This window comes from Nocardioides limicola (genome assembly GCF_016827675.1).
Classification (GTDB): Bacteria; Actinomycetota; Actinomycetes; order Propionibacteriales; family Nocardioidaceae; genus Nocardioides; species Nocardioides limicola.
Genome location: NZ_JAERJA010000008.1, coordinates 22,438 through 38,814, shown reverse-complemented (window position 1 = coordinate 38,814; position 16,377 = coordinate 22,438). Strand labels below are relative to the sequence as shown.

Here is a 16,377-nt window from a genome sequence, read left to right as displayed (position 1 = left end):
GGCACCGGGACCGGGCATGAGCAGCGTCCACAGCGTGGCGCAGGCCAGCCACGCCCCGATCATCGCGAATGCATAGATCCAGATCATGATTCATTCCTCTCCTTCAATTCTACGACAACGAACGGCAGAAGTCCCTGGGTGAGCGGACCGATCGTCACGGCGTACAGCAACGTGCCGAGGCCGACCACTCCGCCGAGGGCGAAGCCGAGCACCACCACGGTGCCCTCGAGTCCGGTCCGGACCAGGCGTAGGGACAGTCCGGTCCGCCGCATCAGCCCGGTCATCAGCCCGTCCCGGGGTCCGCGACCGAACTGGGAGCCGATGTAGAGCGCGCTGGCCACCCCGCAGAGCAGCACCCCGCCGACCATCAACGCGACGCGTGCCCACAGGTGCTCGGCCGTGGGCAGGACCGCGAGTGCCGCATCCGCGGAGAGCCCGACGAGCACGGCATTGGCGATGGTGCCGATGCCCGGCTGCTCCTTGAGCGGGATCCAGAGCAGCAGCACCACGAAGCTGATCAGCACCACGGTCTGGCCGAGGGTGAGCGGCAGGTAGCGGGTCAGCCCGGAGTGCAGCACGTCCCAGGGGGCGAGCCCGACCGCACCGACCACCATCATCGCCAGCGAGACCCCGTAGGCCACCAGACCGACGATGAGCTGCGGCACCCTGCGTGCCAGGCGACCGGCCCGGAGTTGGGCCAGTGGGCCGAGGTTCGCGATCTCGCGGGTGGCGACGGGGGTGGTCATGGCCACAATCATGAGGCCGATTGGCCTTGGCTGAAATAGCCAATTGTGAGACAGTGGTCTGTATGGGCGCGATGATCTCTGCCAGACAAGTAGCCACTGTGGTCGGTGACTTCGACCGGTCCCCCGCGTACGCGGGCCTGGCCGATGCCTTGCGCACCGCCATCGGCGACGGAAGGATCGCGCTGCAGAGTCGCCTGCCCAGCGAACGCGACCTGACCGACGTCCTCTCGGTCTCACGGACCACGGTGACTCGGGCGTACGCCGAGTTGCGCGAAGCCGGGTACGCCGAGGCGCGGCGCGGCGCGGGCACCTTCACCCGGGTGCCCCACGGTCGCGAACGCGCCCACGACCGCCTCGTGGCGCCGTACGACCCCACGGGCAACACCGTCGACCTGGTCTGCGCCGCCGGAGCCGCGCCACCGGGAGTCCTGGCGGCCTACCAGGCGGCCCTGGACGACCTGCCGGCACACCTGGGGAACCACGGCTACTTCCCCACCGGGCTGCCGGCCCTGCGCGAGGTGATCGCGGCCTGCTACGACGCCCAGGGCCTGCCCACCGACCCCGACCAGGTCATCATCACCCCCGGCGCCCAATCCGCCGGCGCGATCACCGCCATGGCACTGCTCAGCGCCGGCGAGCGCGCACTGGTGGAGACGCCCGTCTATCCCAACACCCCCCAGGTGCTACGCCGGGCCGGTGCGCGGCTGGTGCCGCTGCCGCTGGGCCCCGCCGGCTGGGACCTGGAGTCCGCGGCAGCCACGGTGCGCCAGACCGCTCCCGCCGTCGCCTATCTGATCCCCGACTTCCAGAACCCCACCGGCGCCCTGATGTCCGATGCCGACCGGGCCGGCATGGCCGACCTGCTGGCGCGGACCCGGACGGTCCCGGTCATCGACGAAGCCGAGCGTGCCCTGCTGCTCGACGACCGCGCGATGCCGCTGCCGTTCGCCGCCTACTCCGCCGACACCGTATCGCTGGGGTCGGCCAGCAAGACGTTCTGGGGCGGCCTCCGGGTCGGCTGGATCCGAGCACCCCACCACCTGGTGCCCCGCCTGATCCAGGCCCGACTCTCCCTCGACCTGGGGGTGGCGGTGCTGGAGCAGTTGACGCTGACCCGGATCCTCTCCGACCCCGAGCCACTGCTGGCCGTTCAGCGCAACCGCCTGCGCACCCAGCGCGACCACCTCGTCGCTCTGCTGGGCGATCAACTGCCCCAGTGGCGTTTCACTGTTCCCGCCGGAGGTCTGGTGCTCTGGTGCGAGCTCCCCGCCCCCGCTGCGGTAGCCGTGGCGGCCGAGGCCGAACGGCGTGGCGCACCGGTCGCCCCCGGACCCACCTTCGCCGTCGAGGGCGGTCTGGGCCGGCACATCCGGATCCCCTGGACGCGCAGCGTGGAGGACCTCAGCACCGGTGTCGCCCGGATCGCCGAGGCCTGGTCACACGCCGGCCATGTCGAGCACGCCACCGCCCTGCCCGGCACCGACGGCCGGGTGATGGTCGCCTGAGCCAGCGCCCGCAGCCAGGGTCAGGCGAGGCTGACCAGGCTGGCAGCGCGGACGGTGTCGGCGTCGATGGCGCTCTCGATCTCGGCCAGCACCTCGGCCGGGATCGCCGAGTCCACCGAGAGTGCGACCAGCGCGTGGCCGCCCTTGCTGTCCCGGGCCACCTGCATGCCGGCGATGTTCACGTTCGCCGCGCCCAGGATGCCGCCGACGATGCCCACCATGCCGGGGCGGTCGACGTACCGGAAGAAGGCCAGGTGGTCGGTGGGCTCGATGTCGATGTCGAAGCCGTTCACCTCGACGATCCGCTCCCGCTGGGCGATGCCGATCAGGGTGCCCGACACCGACACCTGCGAACCGTCGGCCAGGGTGCCGCGGATGGTGATCAGGTTGCGGTGGTCGGGGCTCTCGGCCTCGGCGACCAGCCGCACCGCGGTGCCACGCTCGGAGGCGAGCAGCGGAGCATTCACGTAGGAGACCTGCTCCTCGACGATGTCGGAGAACACTCCCTTGAGGGCTGCCAACTCCAGCACCCGCACGTCGAACTCGGTGATCTCGCCGCGGACCTCCACGTCGATCTGCTGCGCGACCTCGCCGGCCAACGCGGTGAACAGCCGGCCCAGCTTCTCGGTCAACGGGATACCGGGGCGCACGTCCTCGGCGATGACGCCGCCCTGGACGTTCACGGCGTCGGGAACGAGCTCGCCCGAGAGCGCCAGCCGCACCGACTTCGCCACCGCGATGCCCGCCTTCTCCTGGGCCTCGTCGGTGGAGGCGCCCAGATGCGGGGTCGCCACCACGTTCTCCAACTCGAAGAGCGGACTGTCGGTGCACGGCTCCTTGGCGAAGACGTCGAGGCCGGCGGCGGCGATCCGGTTCTCCTTGAGCGCGTCGAAGAGCGCTGCCTCGTCGACGATGCCGCCACGCGCGGCGTTGACAAGCACCAGCGACGGCTTCGCCTTGGCCAACTGGTCGGCGCCCACCAGGCCCACGGTCTCAGGGGTCTTCGGCAGGTGCACGGAGATGAAGTCCGCCTCCGCCATCAGCGTGTCCAGGTCGACCAGGCGCACGCCCATCTGGGCGGCCCGACCGGCTTGCACGTACGGGTCGAAGGCGATGACCTTCATGCCGAAGGCGGAGAGCCGCTGGGCCACCAGCACGCCGATCCGCCCCAGGCCGACGATGCCGACGGTCTTCTCGTAGAGCTCGATGCCCGAGTACTTGGACCGCTTCCACTCCCCCTGGGTCAGGGCGGCGTGCGCGGGGCTGATGTTGCGGGCCGCAGCGAGCATCAGCGCGACCGCGAGTTCGGCGGCGGAGACGATGTTGGAGGTCGGCGCGTTGACCACCATCACGCCACTTTGGGTGGCGGCCTTGACGTCCACATTGTCGAGACCGACTCCGGCGCGGGCGACCACCTTGAGTCGCTTCGCCGCGGCCAGCGCCTCGACGTCGACCTTGGTGGCGGAGCGGACCAGGATCGCGTCGACGTCGGCGATCGCGGACAGCAGTTCGCCGCGGTCCGCGCCGTTGCAGTGACGGATCTCGAAGTCGGGTCCGAGCGCCTCCACGGTGGCGGGGCTGAGCTGCTCGGCAATGAGTACGACGGGCTTGGTCACGGCCATGTCCTCGGTTCCAGTGGGTTCCAACCGACACCGCGGCCGTTCGGATGGAACGAGCACGGGCGCGGTCTGTGCGCGGGGTGCACGACGCTGTGCCCGAAGCAACGATACACGCGCCCCGAGACCTGCCCGACCGGTGGGACACCGGCCCAGAACCAGCCGGAGATCAGTCGGTGCCGAACTCCATCGCGGCCTCGTCCAGCAGCGCTTCCTCGTCACCGGTGACACCCTCGTTGCGGGTGATCTCGTCGGCACCGCCGGCAGGGAGCTCGCCGTACAGGATGCCGTGCTCGACGACCACCTGCCCCTGATCGGCGGGCTGCGCGGCGTACAACTCGAGCTTGGCCCGGGAGTCCGCGATGTCGAGGTTGCGCATGGTGAGCTGGCCGATCCGGTCGGTCGGACCGAAGGCGGCGTTCTCGGTGCGCTCCATCGACAACTTCTCGGGGTGGTAGGAGAACGTCGGGCCGTCGGTGTTGAGCACCGAGTAGTCCTCACCGCGCCGCAGCCGCAGCGTCACCTCGCCGGTGACCAGCGAAGCCACCCAGCGCTGGATCGACTCGCGGATCATCATCGCCTGGGGGTCGAGCCAGCGCCCTTCGTACAGCAGCCGACCGAGCCGCCGGCCCTCGTTGTGGTAGCTGGCGATCGTGTCCTCGTTGTGGATGGCGTTGAGGAGTCGTTCGTAGCCGATCCACAGCAACGCCATCCCTGGAGCCTCGTAGATGCCCCGGGACTTCGCCTCGATGATCCGGTTCTCGATCTGGTCGGACATGCCGAGCCCGTGGCGGCCACCGATGGCGTTGGCCTCCTTGACCAGCGCCACCGAGTCGTCGTACCGGACGCCGTTGACGGCGACCGGGCGACCGGCCTCGAAGCTGATCGTCACGTCCTCGGCGGCGATCTCGACCGAGGGGTCCCAGAACTTGACGCCCATGATCGGCTCGATGGTCTCCAAGGAGACATCCAGGTGCTCGAGGGTCTTCGCCTCGTGGGTGGCACCCCAGATGTTGGCGTCGGTGGAGTAGGCCTTCTCCTGGCTGTCCCGGTAGGGCAGGTTGTGCTCGGTGAGCCACTGGCTCATCTCGGCGCGGCCGCCCAGTTCGGCGACGAAGTCGGCGTCCAGCCAGGGCTTGTAGATGCGCAACGCCGGGTTGGCGAGCAGACCGTAGCGGTAGAAGCGCTCGATGTCGTTGCCCTTGAAGGTGGAGCCGTCGCCCCAGATGTTGACGCCGTCCTCGTGCATCGCCCGGACCAGCATGGTGCCGGTCACGGCCCGGCCCAGCGGCGTGGTGTTGAAGTAGGTGCGTCCGGCGGAGCGGATGTGGAAGGCGCCGCAGGCGATGGCGGCGAGGCCCTCCTCGACCAGCGGTCGCTTGCAGTCCACGGCGCGGGCGATCTCGGCGCCGTAGGCCAGCGCCCGACCCGGTACGCCGGAGATGTCCGGCTCGTCGTACTGGCCGATGTCGGCGGTGTAGGTGCACGGGACGGCGCCCTTGTCGCGCATCCAGGCCACGGCCACGGAGGTGTCGAGTCCGCCGGAGAAGGCGATGCCGACGCGCTCGCCGGCGGGGAGGCTGGTAAGGACCTTACTCATGGACGCAAGTATATGCACACCACTGCATAGTCATGCATTCGGGGCGCAGGGGGTACGCCACAGGGGCAGTTCCCGGCCAGGAACTGCCCCTGTGGTCGCGCCGTTCGACGCCCTTCGGTCTGTTCTGCCAGGGCCCGCGTCAGCGAGCGGCGGAACCCTCCGTGTAGTCGTCGTCGCTCTGCTTCCAGGAGAAGTGCGCGCGCAGCGCCTTGCCGGTGGCCTCGATGGGGTGGCCGGCCTCCTCCTCGCGGAGCTTGAGGAACTCGGCACCGCCGTTGTCCTGGTCGTCGATGAACCGCTGGGCGAACGCGCCGCTCTGGATGTCGGCCAGGATCGCCTGCATGGACTCCTTGACGGCCGGGGTGACCACCCGCGGGCCGGAGACGTAGTCGCCGTACTCGGCCGTGTCGGAGACCGACCAGCGCTGCTTGGCGATGCCGCCCTCCCACATCAGGTCCACGATCAGCTTGAGCTCGTGCAGCACCTCGAAGTAGGCGATCTCGGGCTGGTAACCGGCCTCGGTGAGCGTCTCGAAGCCGGCCTGCACCAGGTGCGAGACGCCGCCACAGAGGACGGCCTGCTCACCGAACAGGTCGGTCTCGGTCTCCTCGGTGAAGGTGGTCTTGATGACGCCGGCGCGGGTGCCGCCGATGGCCTTGGCGTACGACTTCGCCAGGTCCCAGGCGGTGCCGGAGGCGTCCTGCTCGACCGCGATGATGTCCGGGATGCCCCGGCCCGCGACGTACTCGCGACGCACGGTGTGGCCCGGCGCCTTGGGGGCGACGAGGATGACGTCGACGCCCTCGGGGGCCTGGATGTAGCCGAAGCGCACATTGAAGCCGTGCCCGAAGACCAGGGTGTCCCCCGCGGTCAGGTTCGGCGCGATCGACTCGGCGTAGATGTGCCGCTGGAACTGGTCGGGGGCCAGGATGACGATGACGTCGGACTCCTCGACCGCCTCGGCCACGCTCAGCACGCGCAGGCCTTCCTCCTCGGCCTTGGCGATGCTCTTCGAGCCCTCCTTGAGGCCGACTCGGACGTCCACGCCGGAGTCGCGCAGGTTCAGCGCGTGGGCGTGACCCTGGCTGCCGTAGCCGATGACGGCCACGTTCTTGCCCTGGATCAGGGACAGGTCAGCGTCGTCGTCGTAGAAAATCTCAGCCACGTCGGGCTCTCCTTCTGTTGCGGTTGAATCGGTTGTCTGTGTAGGTGTCACTGGCCGGCTGCCGGAGGCGGCACCGGCACCGGGACCGGACGCAGGGTCCGTTCGGTGATCGACCGCGAACCGCGACCGATCGCCACCATGCCGGACTGCACCAGCTCGCGGATCCCGAAGGGTTCGACGACCGCCAGGAAGTCGGCGAGCTTGTCGGCGTTGCCGGTGATCTGGATGGTCACCGCGTCCGGGGCGACGTCGACGACCTTGGCCTTGAAGATCGCCACCGCGTCGAGCACCCGGCCCCGGGTGTCACCGTCCGCGCGGACCTTGACCAGCATCAGCTCGCGATTGACCGAGGCGGAGCCGTCGAGCTCGACGATCTTGATCACCTCGACCAGCTTGTTGAGCTGCTTGGTCACCTGTTCCAGCGGCGAGTCCTCGACGTTGACCACGATGGTCATCCGGGAGACCTCGGGGTGCTCGGTCGGTCCGACTGCGAGGCTGTCGATGTTGAAACCTCGGCGGCTGAAGAGGCCGGCGATCCGGGCCAGGACGCCCGGCTTGTTCTCCACCAGCACCGACAGGGTGTGCTTGCTCATCTCACTCCTTCTGCTGAGGTGGTACGCCGGGGACTCACAGATCGTCCTTGTCGAACTCGGGCGCCAGGTCGCGGGCGTACTTGATGTCGTCGTTGCTGGTGCCCGAGGCCACCATCGGCCAGACCATCGCGTCCCGGTGCACCCGGAAGTCGACCACGACGGGCACGTCGTTGATCTCCATCGCCTTCTCGATGGTGGCGTCCACGTCCTCGGGCTTCTCGCAGGCGAGGCCGACGCAGCCGTAGGCCTCGGCCAGCTTCACGAAGTCGGGGATCCGCTTGGAGTGCAGGTCGGTGTTGGAGTAGCGGCCGTTGTAGAAGAGGGTCTGCCACTGCCGGACCATGCCCAGGGACTCGTTGTTGATCACCGCCACCTTGATCGGGATGTCGTTGATCGCGCAGGTGGCGAGCTCCTGATTGGTCATCTGGAAGCAGCCGTCGCCGTCCACGGCCCACACGGTCGCGTCGGGGCGACCCACCTTGGCGCCCATCGCGGCCGGGACCGAGTAGCCCATCGTGCCCAGACCGCCGGAGTTGAGCCAGGTGTTGGGGTTCTCGTAGCCGATGAAGTGCGCGGCCCACATCTGGTGCTGGCCGACGCCGGCGGTGTAGATGGTGTCGGGTCCGGCGATCCGGCCCAGCCGCTCCAGCACGTACTGCGGGGCCAGCGACCCGTCGGCAGGCGTGTCGTAGCCGACCGGGTAGCGGCTCTTGACCCCGGCCAGGAAGGCGACCCAGCCTTCGTAGTCGCCGGTGTGGCCGGCGGCCGCCTCGGCGCGCAGCACCTCGAGCAGATCCGAGATGACGGCACGGCAGTCACCGACGATCGGCACGTCGGCGTGCCGGTTCTTGCCGATCTCCGCGGGGTCGATGTCGGCATGGATCACCTGGGCGTTCGGCGCGAACGAGTCCAGCTTGCCGGTCACCCGGTCGTCGAAGCGGGCGCCCAGACTGATGATCAGGTCGGACTTCTGCAGGCCGGCCACGGCCGCGACGGTGCCGTGCATCCCGGGCATGCCCAGATGCTGGGGGTGGCTATCGGGGAACGCTCCCCGAGCCATCAGCGTGGTCACCACCGGCATGCCGGTGAACTCGGCCAGTTCGCGCAACTCCTTGGCGGCCACCGATCGGATCACTCCGCCGCCGACGTAGAGGACCGGCTTGCGGGCGGCCAGGATGAGCTTGGCGGCCTCGCGGATCTGCTTGGCGTGCGGGTGCGTCACCGGCCGGTATCCGGGCAGGCTCAACTCGGTGGGCCAGCGGAAGTCCGTCTGCGCCTCCAGCGCCGACTTGGCCACGTCGACCAGGACGGGCCCCGGGCGGCCGGTGGAGGCGATGTGGAAGGCCTCCGCGATCGTCTGCGGGATAGCGGCGGGGTCGGTGACCAGGAAGTTGTGCTTGGTGATCGGCATCGTGATGCCGCGGATGTCGGCCTCCTGGAAGGCGTCGGTGCCGATCATCTTGGCGCCGACCTGACCGGTGACCGCCACCATCGGCACCGAGTCCATGTGCGCGTCGGCGATCGGGGTGACCAGGTTGGTGGCGCCCGGGCCCGAGGTGGCCATGCAGACGCCGACCCTGCCGGTGGCTGCGGCGTACCCCTGGGCGGCGTGGCCCGCGCCCTGCTCGTGCCGGACCAGGATGTGTCGGATCGCGGTCGAGTCCATCAGCGGGTCGTACGCCGGAAGGATGGCGCCGCCGGGGATGCCGAAGATGTCCGTGACCCCCGCTGCCTCCAGCGACTTGATCAGGCTCTGTGCCCCGGTGATCTGCCCGTGACTCTGGCTGTCGCTCATTGCTGTCTTTCCTGCCTGTCTCACTCGGCCCTGCTCGTGACGGGTGCCTGCGGTGTCAGCCCAACAAAAAACCCCTCGGCCTGACTGCGACGAGGGGATGACGCGGGAGGCGAGACGTTATCGTCTCAGCTCACGCGTCGCGTGCGTACAAGGAGGTCCATGCGCATGCGTCCACGGTCGCGGTCGGGGTGGCCGGGCGTCAAGCCAGTTTGCCACTCGTCCCAAATGATGAAACGCCGGTCCCACCATGTGGCAGCTCTACTCCCTCCCCTGCCACGTACACACACAGGCCTTGTTCCCGTCCGGGTCCGCCAGCACCCAGAAGGCGGGCGCACGGTCGTCGCTGACCAGGGTGCCCCCGGCCGCCACTGCCTCGGCGACCCGCTGCTCGGCCACGTCGTGCGGGACGGTGATGTCGAGGTGGAACCGCATCCGGTCCGGCTCGTCGCCGTCCGCACCGGTGGCGCTGTCGGTGCGTTGGAACCACAGGGACGGCGTCGAGCCGTTCGGGTCGGTGAGGTCGATGTCCAGCGACGGGTGCGGGCGCAGCCCCAGCAGTGCCTGCCAGAAGGGCTTGATGGCGGTGTGGTCGGGAGTGTCCAGGGCGATCTCGAGCTCCTGCACGGCGGTTGGATCGGCGGCGACGCCCTCCTCCGCGGCCAGGCCACTGATCTGTCGCGCCATCCGTACGTCGCGGGCGGTGAGTCCGCCCACATCGTGGCTGACCAGCTTCACGTTGAGATGGCCGTAGCGCAGGTCGAGGTCCGGGTGGTGGTTGGCCTCCTCGGCTGCGGCTCCGATCCGGTTGACCAGCTGGAGACCGGTCGCGAAGTGCCGGGTCCGGAACCGGGTGTGCAGCGCACCGAGCAGGATCCGCCAGTCATCGAGCCCCTCGGACTCGCTGACCTCCCGATCGGACAACACCACCTTGTCGGCCTCGTTCCGGGCACTCATCTGGATCTCCTCCTCGGGTCCCTGCGCCTCCCACCAACCTACGCCGCCGGGGCCCAGGACAACAGGTGAGCGACCTGGTCAGGGCAGAACCAACCGGCCGATCTCACCGGGGTTCCAAGCGATCTCCCAGCGGAACCCGTCCGGATCGGCGAAGTACCCCGAGTAGCCTCCCCAGGCACGCTCCATGCCCTCCACCACGGGGTCGGCGCCGGCCGCTCGTGCCAGGGCCAGCACCTGGTCGACCTGCTCGGGGGTGCTGACGTTGTGCGCCAGCGTCAGTGGGGGTACGCCGTGCCCGTCGCCGAGGGTGCCCACCTCCGCCTCGAAGGCGTCGCGAGCCCACAGCGACAGGACCAGCCGCTCCCCGACCTGGAACATCAGCACCTCACCCGGCACCTCCAGGGCAGGTGACCAGCCCAATCCGTCGGCGTAGAAGCGCCGCGAGGCGGTCAGGTCGCGTGCGGCGAGGGTGATGAAGCTGAGTCGGGGATCCACGTCCTCATCCTCGCTGACGGCGCCAACGTCAGTGGCCCGCCTCGCCGATCTCCCGTGACACGTGCTGGGCCGCCTGCTCGGCCACTGCCGGTGAGAGGACGCCGGTCATCACCATCTCGTTGAGCACCTCGGCGGCCGCGATGTGCCCGAGCGCCTTGGCCTGTCGGCGTTTGAGTTGGACGCGATCCACCTCCTCGGACTCCTCGAGGACGGCCAACCGCTCCGCCGCACTGTCGCGCCAGTGCACGAAGGTGGCCACCGCCCCGTCGACGCACCCGAGCTCGACCTGCGGCAGGTCGCGGAACGCCTCCAACTCCTTGACCGCGTTGCCGGCCGCCAGTCGTCGTGCCGAGACCTCGATGTAGGCCACCTCGGTCAGGTCGACGCCCAGCGGTTCGGGCATCACCCCGAGCAGCCAGCGGTGGGCGCGCCCGTACCAGGGCAGGTGGGCACGCCGGGCGGCGTCGACGCGCAACTCCCCCACCTCCACCTCCTCGATCTCATCGTCGATCTCCTGCAGCAGGGTGCGGGTGGCGATCGGTGGCAGCAGGCCCGCGTCGGCCAGCCCCTGGTAGGTCTCCCGCTCGATGTGTAGCCCGCGCAGCACCAGCACCTGCACCTCCGCCTCATGGCTGAGGTGGGAGCGGGAGAGTTCGTCGCGGGCGTCGGCCTCGGCCACATCGAGGTGGGCGCCGACCAGGTCGTCCTCGAGGTCCAACTCCCGCAACTTCTCCCGAGCCGCGTTGACGGCGGCGAACCGCCCCAGTGCCTCCAGATACAGCTCGGCGGGGGTGGGCTTGTCCAGTCCCAGGGCGTGCACCGCGAACGAGATCGTGGTCGCGTTGACCAACAGCGTGGCCATCACCACGCCACCGGTCAGCGCCACGATCTGGTCTCGGGCGGCGAGATCCTGCGGCAGCGCGAGGGCCAACGCCAGCGCCACGCCGCCGCGGAGGCCGCCCCAGACCACCACCGCCGAGTTCCGGTTCCCGACCTTGGGGATCCGGGTGGCCCGTTCGAGGAAGATCATCAGCGGGATCACCGCCAGCGGTCGGGCCACCAGCACCGCCACCACGCCGACGCCGATGGCGGCCAGGTTCTCCCGGATCAGGGCGAAGTCCAGGGCCAGTCCGATGAAGAGGAAGAGCAGCGCGTTCGCGATGAACGCCAGCGACTCCCACAGTTCGTGCAGCAGGTCCCGGACGCTCTCGCCGGCGCGGCTCTCCAGCATGCCGCCGATCGCCACGCCGGCAGCCAGGGTGGCCATCACGCCGGAGACGTGCCAGATCTCGGCCAGCACGAACGTGGAATAGGCGATGGCGACCGAGAACGCGGCGGCAGGCAGCCGGGGCAGGTGCGGCAGCAGCAGCACCGCCAGAGTGCCGGCCACGGCACCGAGCAGCAGCCCACCGACCGAGACCACGATGAACTCGGTGACACCCTCGGAGATGGTCATCGAATGACCGGCAGCCACCGTCAGCAGCATGCTGTAGAGGACGATCGCGACGCCGTCGTTGAGCAGACTCTCGCCCTCGACGATAGTGAGCAGCCGTTTCGGGACCCCGACCTCCCGGAAGATGGCCACCACCGCCACCGGGTCGGTGGCCGAGATCAGGACCCCGAAGAGCAGCGCCACCACCAGCGGGATCCCCAGGATCACGTTGAGTCCGACGCCGACCAGTCCGGCCGAGATCACCAGCGCCACCGTGGCCAGTCCGGTGATCGCCACCAGGTTGCGCATGAACTCGCGCGTGGACAGGCCCAGCGCCGCCTCGAAGATCAGGATCGGCAGGAAGAGGTTCAGCAGCAGTTCCTTCAGCCCCGCGCCGGCGACGAAGGAGGTGGTGGCCAGGTCCGCCCCGAGCTCGACGAGGAGGACCCCGACCACGGCCAGCACCACCGTGATCGGGATGTGGATCCGCTGGGCGACCAGCCCCACCAGGACCGCGACGGCCAGCAGCAGGGACACCTCGAGCAACGCCGCGGGCAGGCCATGGGCCAACTGGTCCGACATGGCCTGATGGTGACAGGGGTCACACCCGCTGTCCACCACCGCGGCCACCGGGAGCGGCCTCGGCGGCCGCTCCCGGTGGGCGTCGATCTCAGCGCAGCGCCGCCACCAGCGAGGTGACGTGGCCGCGGTTCCCGGTCACCGTCCAGTCCCCGTCCAGCAGCGTGATCGGGATGTCCTTGCGCCCCAGGGCGGTGGTGTCGGCGTCGCGCAGCGGCTCCTCGTCGGCCGCCTGGAACTGCAGCTGGTAGGTGCCACCCGAGGCAGGCACGTCGCCGGTCAGGGTCAGGGCAAGGTCGGTCGACCCGCCGAGCACCGCAGCCACCGGACGGCCGAGGCTCTCACCGGCACCGACGAAGGGGTGGTTCACGTTCAGCGTCACCAGGTCGTCGAGCCGCTGCTGGCGGACCAGCTCCGCGATCAGCTTGACCGTGAACTCCGCGGTCTGGGTGAACGGGACATTGGTGAGCTGGCTCAGGTCGCTGATCGGGACCTCGGCACTCAACGCGATCCCGGAGACGCCGAGCTCGCGCGCGGTGATCACTGCGCCGACGGTGCCCGAGTGGTTCGCCATGGTGCCGACGTTCTGTCCGAAGTTCACGCCGGACAGGACCACGTCGGGCCCGGCGCCCCAGTGCGCCATCGCGAACCGGGTGACTCCGACCCGCACCGCATCCGACGGGGTGGCCGAGCGCGAGCCAGACGTGCAGGCCGTTGCCGAGACGCAGACACCGAACACGTCGGGCGCGTCGGCGTCGCAGTCCTCGGCATAGCCGGCCGGTGGGGTGACCGGCTGAACCGTCAGCGCGACCGGGCTGAAGCCGGGCGTGGTGATGCTGACACTGGCACCACTCTGCTGACCCCAGGGTGCGACCACCAACACGTCGGCACCGGCAGCGCACAGCGCCCGGCGCAGTTCATAGAGGCCCTTGCCGTCGGTGCCGTAGTGCAGGTCGCGCCCCTGGGCGCTGTCGTCGTTGGTGAGCAGCACCCGCAGCCCGCTCAGGTCCTGGCCGGAGCCGATCGGAGCCGCGGCTCCCGACGAGGGGGTGACCAGCAGGATGGCGGCGAGCCCTGCGGCCGCCACCACGGCGACGGCAGCGCGGAGTCGGCGTACGGCGAATGTGTGCATGTGGACACTCCTTGGTTGACTGTGATCCGAGTCACTACTGTGGGTGTCCGGCTCACCGGGCGTCCAAGACCCGTTGGGCATGAATGACCCCCGGAGGCGCATGAACATCCAGCAGCTGCGCTACGTGGTCGCCACCGCGGAGACGGGCAGCATGACCGCGGCCGCTGAAGAGCTGTTCGTGGCCCAACCGGCACTCAGCCGGGCGATCCGCGCCCTGGAGGGCGAGTTGGGGCGCACCCTCTTCGCCAAGAAGGGTCGCGGCGTCGAACTCACCGGCGACGGCGAGTGGTTCGTGCTCCGGGCCCGGCAGGTGCTGCGCAGCATCGCCACCCTGCGCGAGGACGACCGTGCCCACGGCTCGGAGCTGGTGATCGCGGCGTCACCGACCCTGCAGGCGTCCCTGGTCATCCCGCAACTGGCGGCGCTGCGGCAGCAGGGCGCGACAGTGCGCAGCCGACTGCTGGGCTGCACCGACACCGCCGAGGTGGTACGCCGGGTCGCCTCCGGCCGCGCCGACCTGGGGTTCTGCGACCGCAGCATGCTCCGGGGCCACGATCCCGGCCCCTTGGAGACGGTCGAGCACCTGTCCCTGGGCAGCACCGAGGTGATGCTCTACTCCCCCGCCGGGCTCGACCTGCCGGATCGGGTCACCTTCGCCGACCTGGCCAGCGTGCCGCTGGTGCTGCCGGCGGCCGGTTCGGACCGAAGGGCGGTGCTGGACGAGTTCTTCCGGGTGGTCGGGGTGGTCCCGGTCGTCGCTGTGGAGAGCGACGACCGGCACACCTGGCTCGCTGCGGTGGCGCACGGCATCGCCTCCTGCATCTGGCACAGCGTCGAGTTGATCCGGCCCCGCCTCGACGGCGTGGTGGCCCGCGGCTTCGACCCGCCGATGTATCAGGAGCTGCTCGCCGTGCACCGGGGGGACCAGGCATCACCGGCCGCCGAGCTGCTGCTCGACGTACTCCGGGAGTGGTCCGAGCTCACCCCGGCCAATGCGCAGGCGACCAGCGCCCGGTCAGCCGGTGACGGCGCCGTGCGCGGCTGACTGCACCGTCTTGGCGTACTTGCCGAGCACACCCCGGGTGTACTTCGGCGGCAGCGGCTCCCAGCCCTCCTTGCGCGCCTCGAGTTCCTCGGCCGGGACGCCGAGCTCGAGGGTGCGGTTGGCGACGTCGAGGGTGATCGGGTCGCCGTCACGCACGAACGCGATCGGGCCGGCGTCGACCGCCTCGGGGGCGATGTGGCCCACGCACAGGCCGGTGGTGCCACCGGAGAACCGGCCGTCGGTGACCAGCAGGACGTCCTTGCCCAGACCGGCGCCCTTGATCGCACCGGTGATCGCGAGCATCTCCCGCATGCCAGGGCCGCCCTTGGGGCCCTCGTAGCGGATCACCACGACGTCGCGGGCCACGATCCGGCCCTCGGCGAGCGCGTCGAGAGCGGCGCGCTCGCCGTCGAAGACGCGGGCGGTGCCGGTGAAGACGGATTCGTCGAAGCCGGCCGACTTCACCACCGCGCCCTCGGGGGCGAGCGTGCCCTTGAGGATGGTCAGGCCACCGGTCGCATGGATCGGCTTGTCAAGCCCATGGATGATGTCGCCGTCAACGCCGGGTGGGGCGATCTCCTCGAGGTTCTGTGCCATCGTCTTGCCGGTCACGGTGAGGCAGTCACCGTGCAGCAGTCCGGCGTCGAGCAGCAGCTTCATCACCACCGGGATGCCGCCGATCTTGTCGACGTCGTTCATCACGTACTTGCCGAAGGGCTTGAGGTCGCCCAGGTGCGGGACCTTGTCGCCGATCCGGTTGAAGTCGTCCAGGCTGAGGTCGACCTCGGCCTCGCGAGCGATCGCCAGCAGGTGCAGGACCGCGTTGGTGGAGCCACCTAGGGCCATGGTGACGGCGATCGCGTTCTCGAACGCCTCCTTGGTCATGATCTGTCGCGCGGTGATGCCGCGGCGCAGCATCTCCACGACCGCCTCGCCGGACCGGTGCGCGAAGCCGTCACGGCGCCGGTCCACGGCCGGCGGTGCTGCGGAGCCGGGCAGCGACATCCCGAGGGCCTCGCCGATGGAGGCCATCGTGTTGGCGGTGTACATGCCGCCACAGGCGCCCTCGCCCGGGCAGATCGCCCGCTCGATGCGGTCCACCTCCTCACGCGTGATCTTGCCGGCCAGGCACGCGCCCACGGCCTCGAAGGCGTCGATGATGGTGACATCGCGGCCGTCGACATTGCCGGGCATGATCGACCCGGCGTACAGGAAGACCGAGGCCAGGTCGAGGCGGGCCGCGGCCATCAGCATCCCGGGCAGCGACTTGTCACAGCCGGCCAGCAGCACCGACCCGTCGAGCCGCTCGGCCATCATCACCGTCTCCACCGAGTCCGCGATCACCTCGCGGGACACCAGCGAGAAGTGCATCCCCTCGTGGCCCATCGAGATGCCGTCCGAGACCGAGATGGTGCCGAACTCCAACGGGTAGCCACCGCCGGCGTGCACGCCGTTCTTCACGGCCTTCGCCAACCGGTCCAGGGACAGGTTGCACGGGGTGATCTCGTTCCACGACGAGGCCACTCCGATCTGCGGCTTGGCGAAGTCCTCGTCCCCCATCCCGACCGCCCGCAGCATGCCTCGGGCGGCAGCCTTCTCCAGGCCGTCGGTGACGTCGCGGGAGCGGGGTTTGATGTCCGGCGTGTCGCTCATGGGCACGAGCGTAGTCCGCCGTACTTCCACCCCGCACGCGTGTCTCACCTCGCTAAGGTGACCCGAT

General features: G+C 69.7%; 13 protein-coding genes. 2 read left to right on the top strand and 11 right to left on the bottom strand.

Going from position 1 to position 16,377, the window contains the following annotated elements; all coding sequences use genetic code 11:
* Positions 1–83: 83 nt before the first annotated feature.
* On the bottom strand, positions 84–746 hold the full coding sequence (gene yczE / locus JKG67_RS13575; protein ID WP_203337870.1) for a membrane protein YczE: 663 nt from the start codon (positions 744–746) through the stop codon (positions 84–86).
* Positions 747–817: 71 nt separating this feature from the next.
* Between yczE and yczR the strand changes: the two genes are divergently transcribed.
* On the top strand, positions 818–2,251 hold the full coding sequence (gene yczR / locus JKG67_RS13570; RefSeq protein ID WP_238998449.1) for a MocR-like transcription factor YczR: 1,434 nt from the start codon (positions 818–820) through the stop codon (positions 2,249–2,251).
* Between the two features lie 20 nt (positions 2,252–2,271).
* Here yczR and serA read toward each other — a convergent pair whose 3' ends face one another.
* The 9 genes from serA to JKG67_RS13525 form a co-directional block, all read right to left on the bottom strand.
* Positions 2,272–3,867: a phosphoglycerate dehydrogenase gene (gene serA / locus JKG67_RS13565; protein ID WP_307816562.1), complete on the bottom strand. Its 1,596-nt coding sequence runs from the start codon at positions 3,865–3,867 to the stop codon at positions 2,272–2,274.
* Positions 3,868–4,036: 169 nt separating this feature from the next.
* The gene (gene argG, locus JKG67_RS13560) at positions 4,037–5,467 is read right to left on the bottom strand and encodes an argininosuccinate synthase (protein ID WP_203337867.1); all 1,431 of its coding nucleotides are present in this window, start codon (positions 5,465–5,467) and stop codon (positions 4,037–4,039) included.
* A gap of 139 nt (positions 5,468–5,606) precedes the next feature.
* The gene (gene ilvC / locus JKG67_RS13555; protein WP_203337866.1) at positions 5,607–6,632 is read right to left on the bottom strand and encodes a ketol-acid reductoisomerase; all 1,026 of its coding nucleotides are present in this window, start codon (positions 6,630–6,632) and stop codon (positions 5,607–5,609) included.
* A 47-nt stretch (positions 6,633–6,679) separates the two neighbouring features.
* Positions 6,680–7,225: an acetolactate synthase small subunit gene (gene ilvN, locus JKG67_RS13550; RefSeq protein ID WP_203337865.1), complete on the bottom strand. Its 546-nt coding sequence runs from the start codon at positions 7,223–7,225 to the stop codon at positions 6,680–6,682.
* A gap of 34 nt (positions 7,226–7,259) precedes the next feature.
* Entirely contained in the window at positions 7,260–9,020 is a 1,761-nt protein-coding gene (locus tag JKG67_RS13545) for an acetolactate synthase large subunit (RefSeq protein WP_203337864.1), read from the bottom strand.
* Positions 9,021–9,278: 258 nt separating this feature from the next.
* A complete protein-coding gene (locus JKG67_RS13540; RefSeq protein WP_203337863.1) occupies positions 9,279–9,974 on the bottom strand; it encodes a 4a-hydroxytetrahydrobiopterin dehydratase in 696 nt (231 codons plus the stop codon).
* Between the two features lie 78 nt (positions 9,975–10,052).
* Positions 10,053–10,469, bottom strand: coding sequence for a VOC family protein (locus JKG67_RS13535; RefSeq protein ID WP_203337862.1), 417 nt, complete (start codon positions 10,467–10,469; stop codon positions 10,053–10,055).
* Positions 10,470–10,497: 28 nt separating this feature from the next.
* A complete protein-coding gene (locus JKG67_RS13530; protein WP_203337861.1) occupies positions 10,498–12,483 on the bottom strand; it encodes a cation:proton antiporter in 1,986 nt (661 codons plus the stop codon).
* A gap of 88 nt (positions 12,484–12,571) precedes the next feature.
* Positions 12,572–13,612 (bottom strand): 5'/3'-nucleotidase SurE, encoded by a 1,041-nt coding sequence (locus JKG67_RS13525; RefSeq protein ID WP_203337860.1) that lies wholly within the window; start codon positions 13,610–13,612, stop codon positions 12,572–12,574.
* Between the two features lie 100 nt (positions 13,613–13,712).
* Here JKG67_RS13525 and JKG67_RS13520 point away from each other — a divergent pair, with 100 nt between their 5' ends.
* Positions 13,713–14,657, top strand: coding sequence for a LysR family transcriptional regulator (locus JKG67_RS13520; protein WP_203337859.1), 945 nt, complete (start codon positions 13,713–13,715; stop codon positions 14,655–14,657).
* On the opposite strand, the gene ilvD is transcribed toward JKG67_RS13520, so the two are convergent.
* Positions 14,628–16,310 carry a dihydroxy-acid dehydratase gene (gene ilvD, locus JKG67_RS13515; protein WP_203337858.1) on the bottom strand — a complete coding sequence of 561 codons (1,683 nt, stop codon included), beginning with the start codon at positions 16,308–16,310 and terminating at the stop codon, positions 14,628–14,630. The genes JKG67_RS13520 and ilvD overlap by 30 nt on opposite strands.
* Between the last annotated feature and the right edge of the window lie 67 nt (positions 16,311–16,377).

What these genes read in the sequence shown, in the direction of transcription:
- yczE (WP_203337870.1), bottom strand. Translation starts at nt 746, where the DNA reads ATGACCACCCCCGTCGCCACCCGCGAGATCGCGAACCTCGGCCCACTG.
- yczR (WP_238998449.1), top strand. Translation starts at nt 818, where the DNA reads ATGATCTCTGCCAGACAAGTAGCCACTGTGGTCGGTGACTTCGACCGG.
- argG (WP_203337867.1), bottom strand. Translation starts at nt 5,467, where the DNA reads ATGAGTAAGGTCCTTACCAGCCTCCCCGCCGGCGAGCGCGTCGGCATC.
- ilvN (WP_203337865.1), bottom strand. Translation starts at nt 7,225, where the DNA reads ATGAGCAAGCACACCCTGTCGGTGCTGGTGGAGAACAAGCCGGGCGTC.
- JKG67_RS13545 (WP_203337864.1), bottom strand. Translation starts at nt 9,020, where the DNA reads ATGAGCGACAGCCAGAGTCACGGGCAGATCACCGGGGCACAGAGCCTG.
- JKG67_RS13540 (WP_203337863.1), bottom strand. Translation starts at nt 9,974, where the DNA reads ATGAGTGCCCGGAACGAGGCCGACAAGGTGGTGTTGTCCGATCGGGAG.
- JKG67_RS13530 (WP_203337861.1), bottom strand. Translation starts at nt 12,483, where the DNA reads ATGTCGGACCAGTTGGCCCATGGCCTGCCCGCGGCGTTGCTCGAGGTG.
- JKG67_RS13525 (WP_203337860.1), bottom strand. Translation starts at nt 13,612, where the DNA reads ATGCACACATTCGCCGTACGCCGACTCCGCGCTGCCGTCGCCGTGGTG.
- JKG67_RS13520 (WP_203337859.1), top strand. Translation starts at nt 13,713, where the DNA reads ATGAACATCCAGCAGCTGCGCTACGTGGTCGCCACCGCGGAGACGGGC.
- ilvD (WP_203337858.1), bottom strand. Translation starts at nt 16,310, where the DNA reads ATGAGCGACACGCCGGACATCAAACCCCGCTCCCGCGACGTCACCGAC.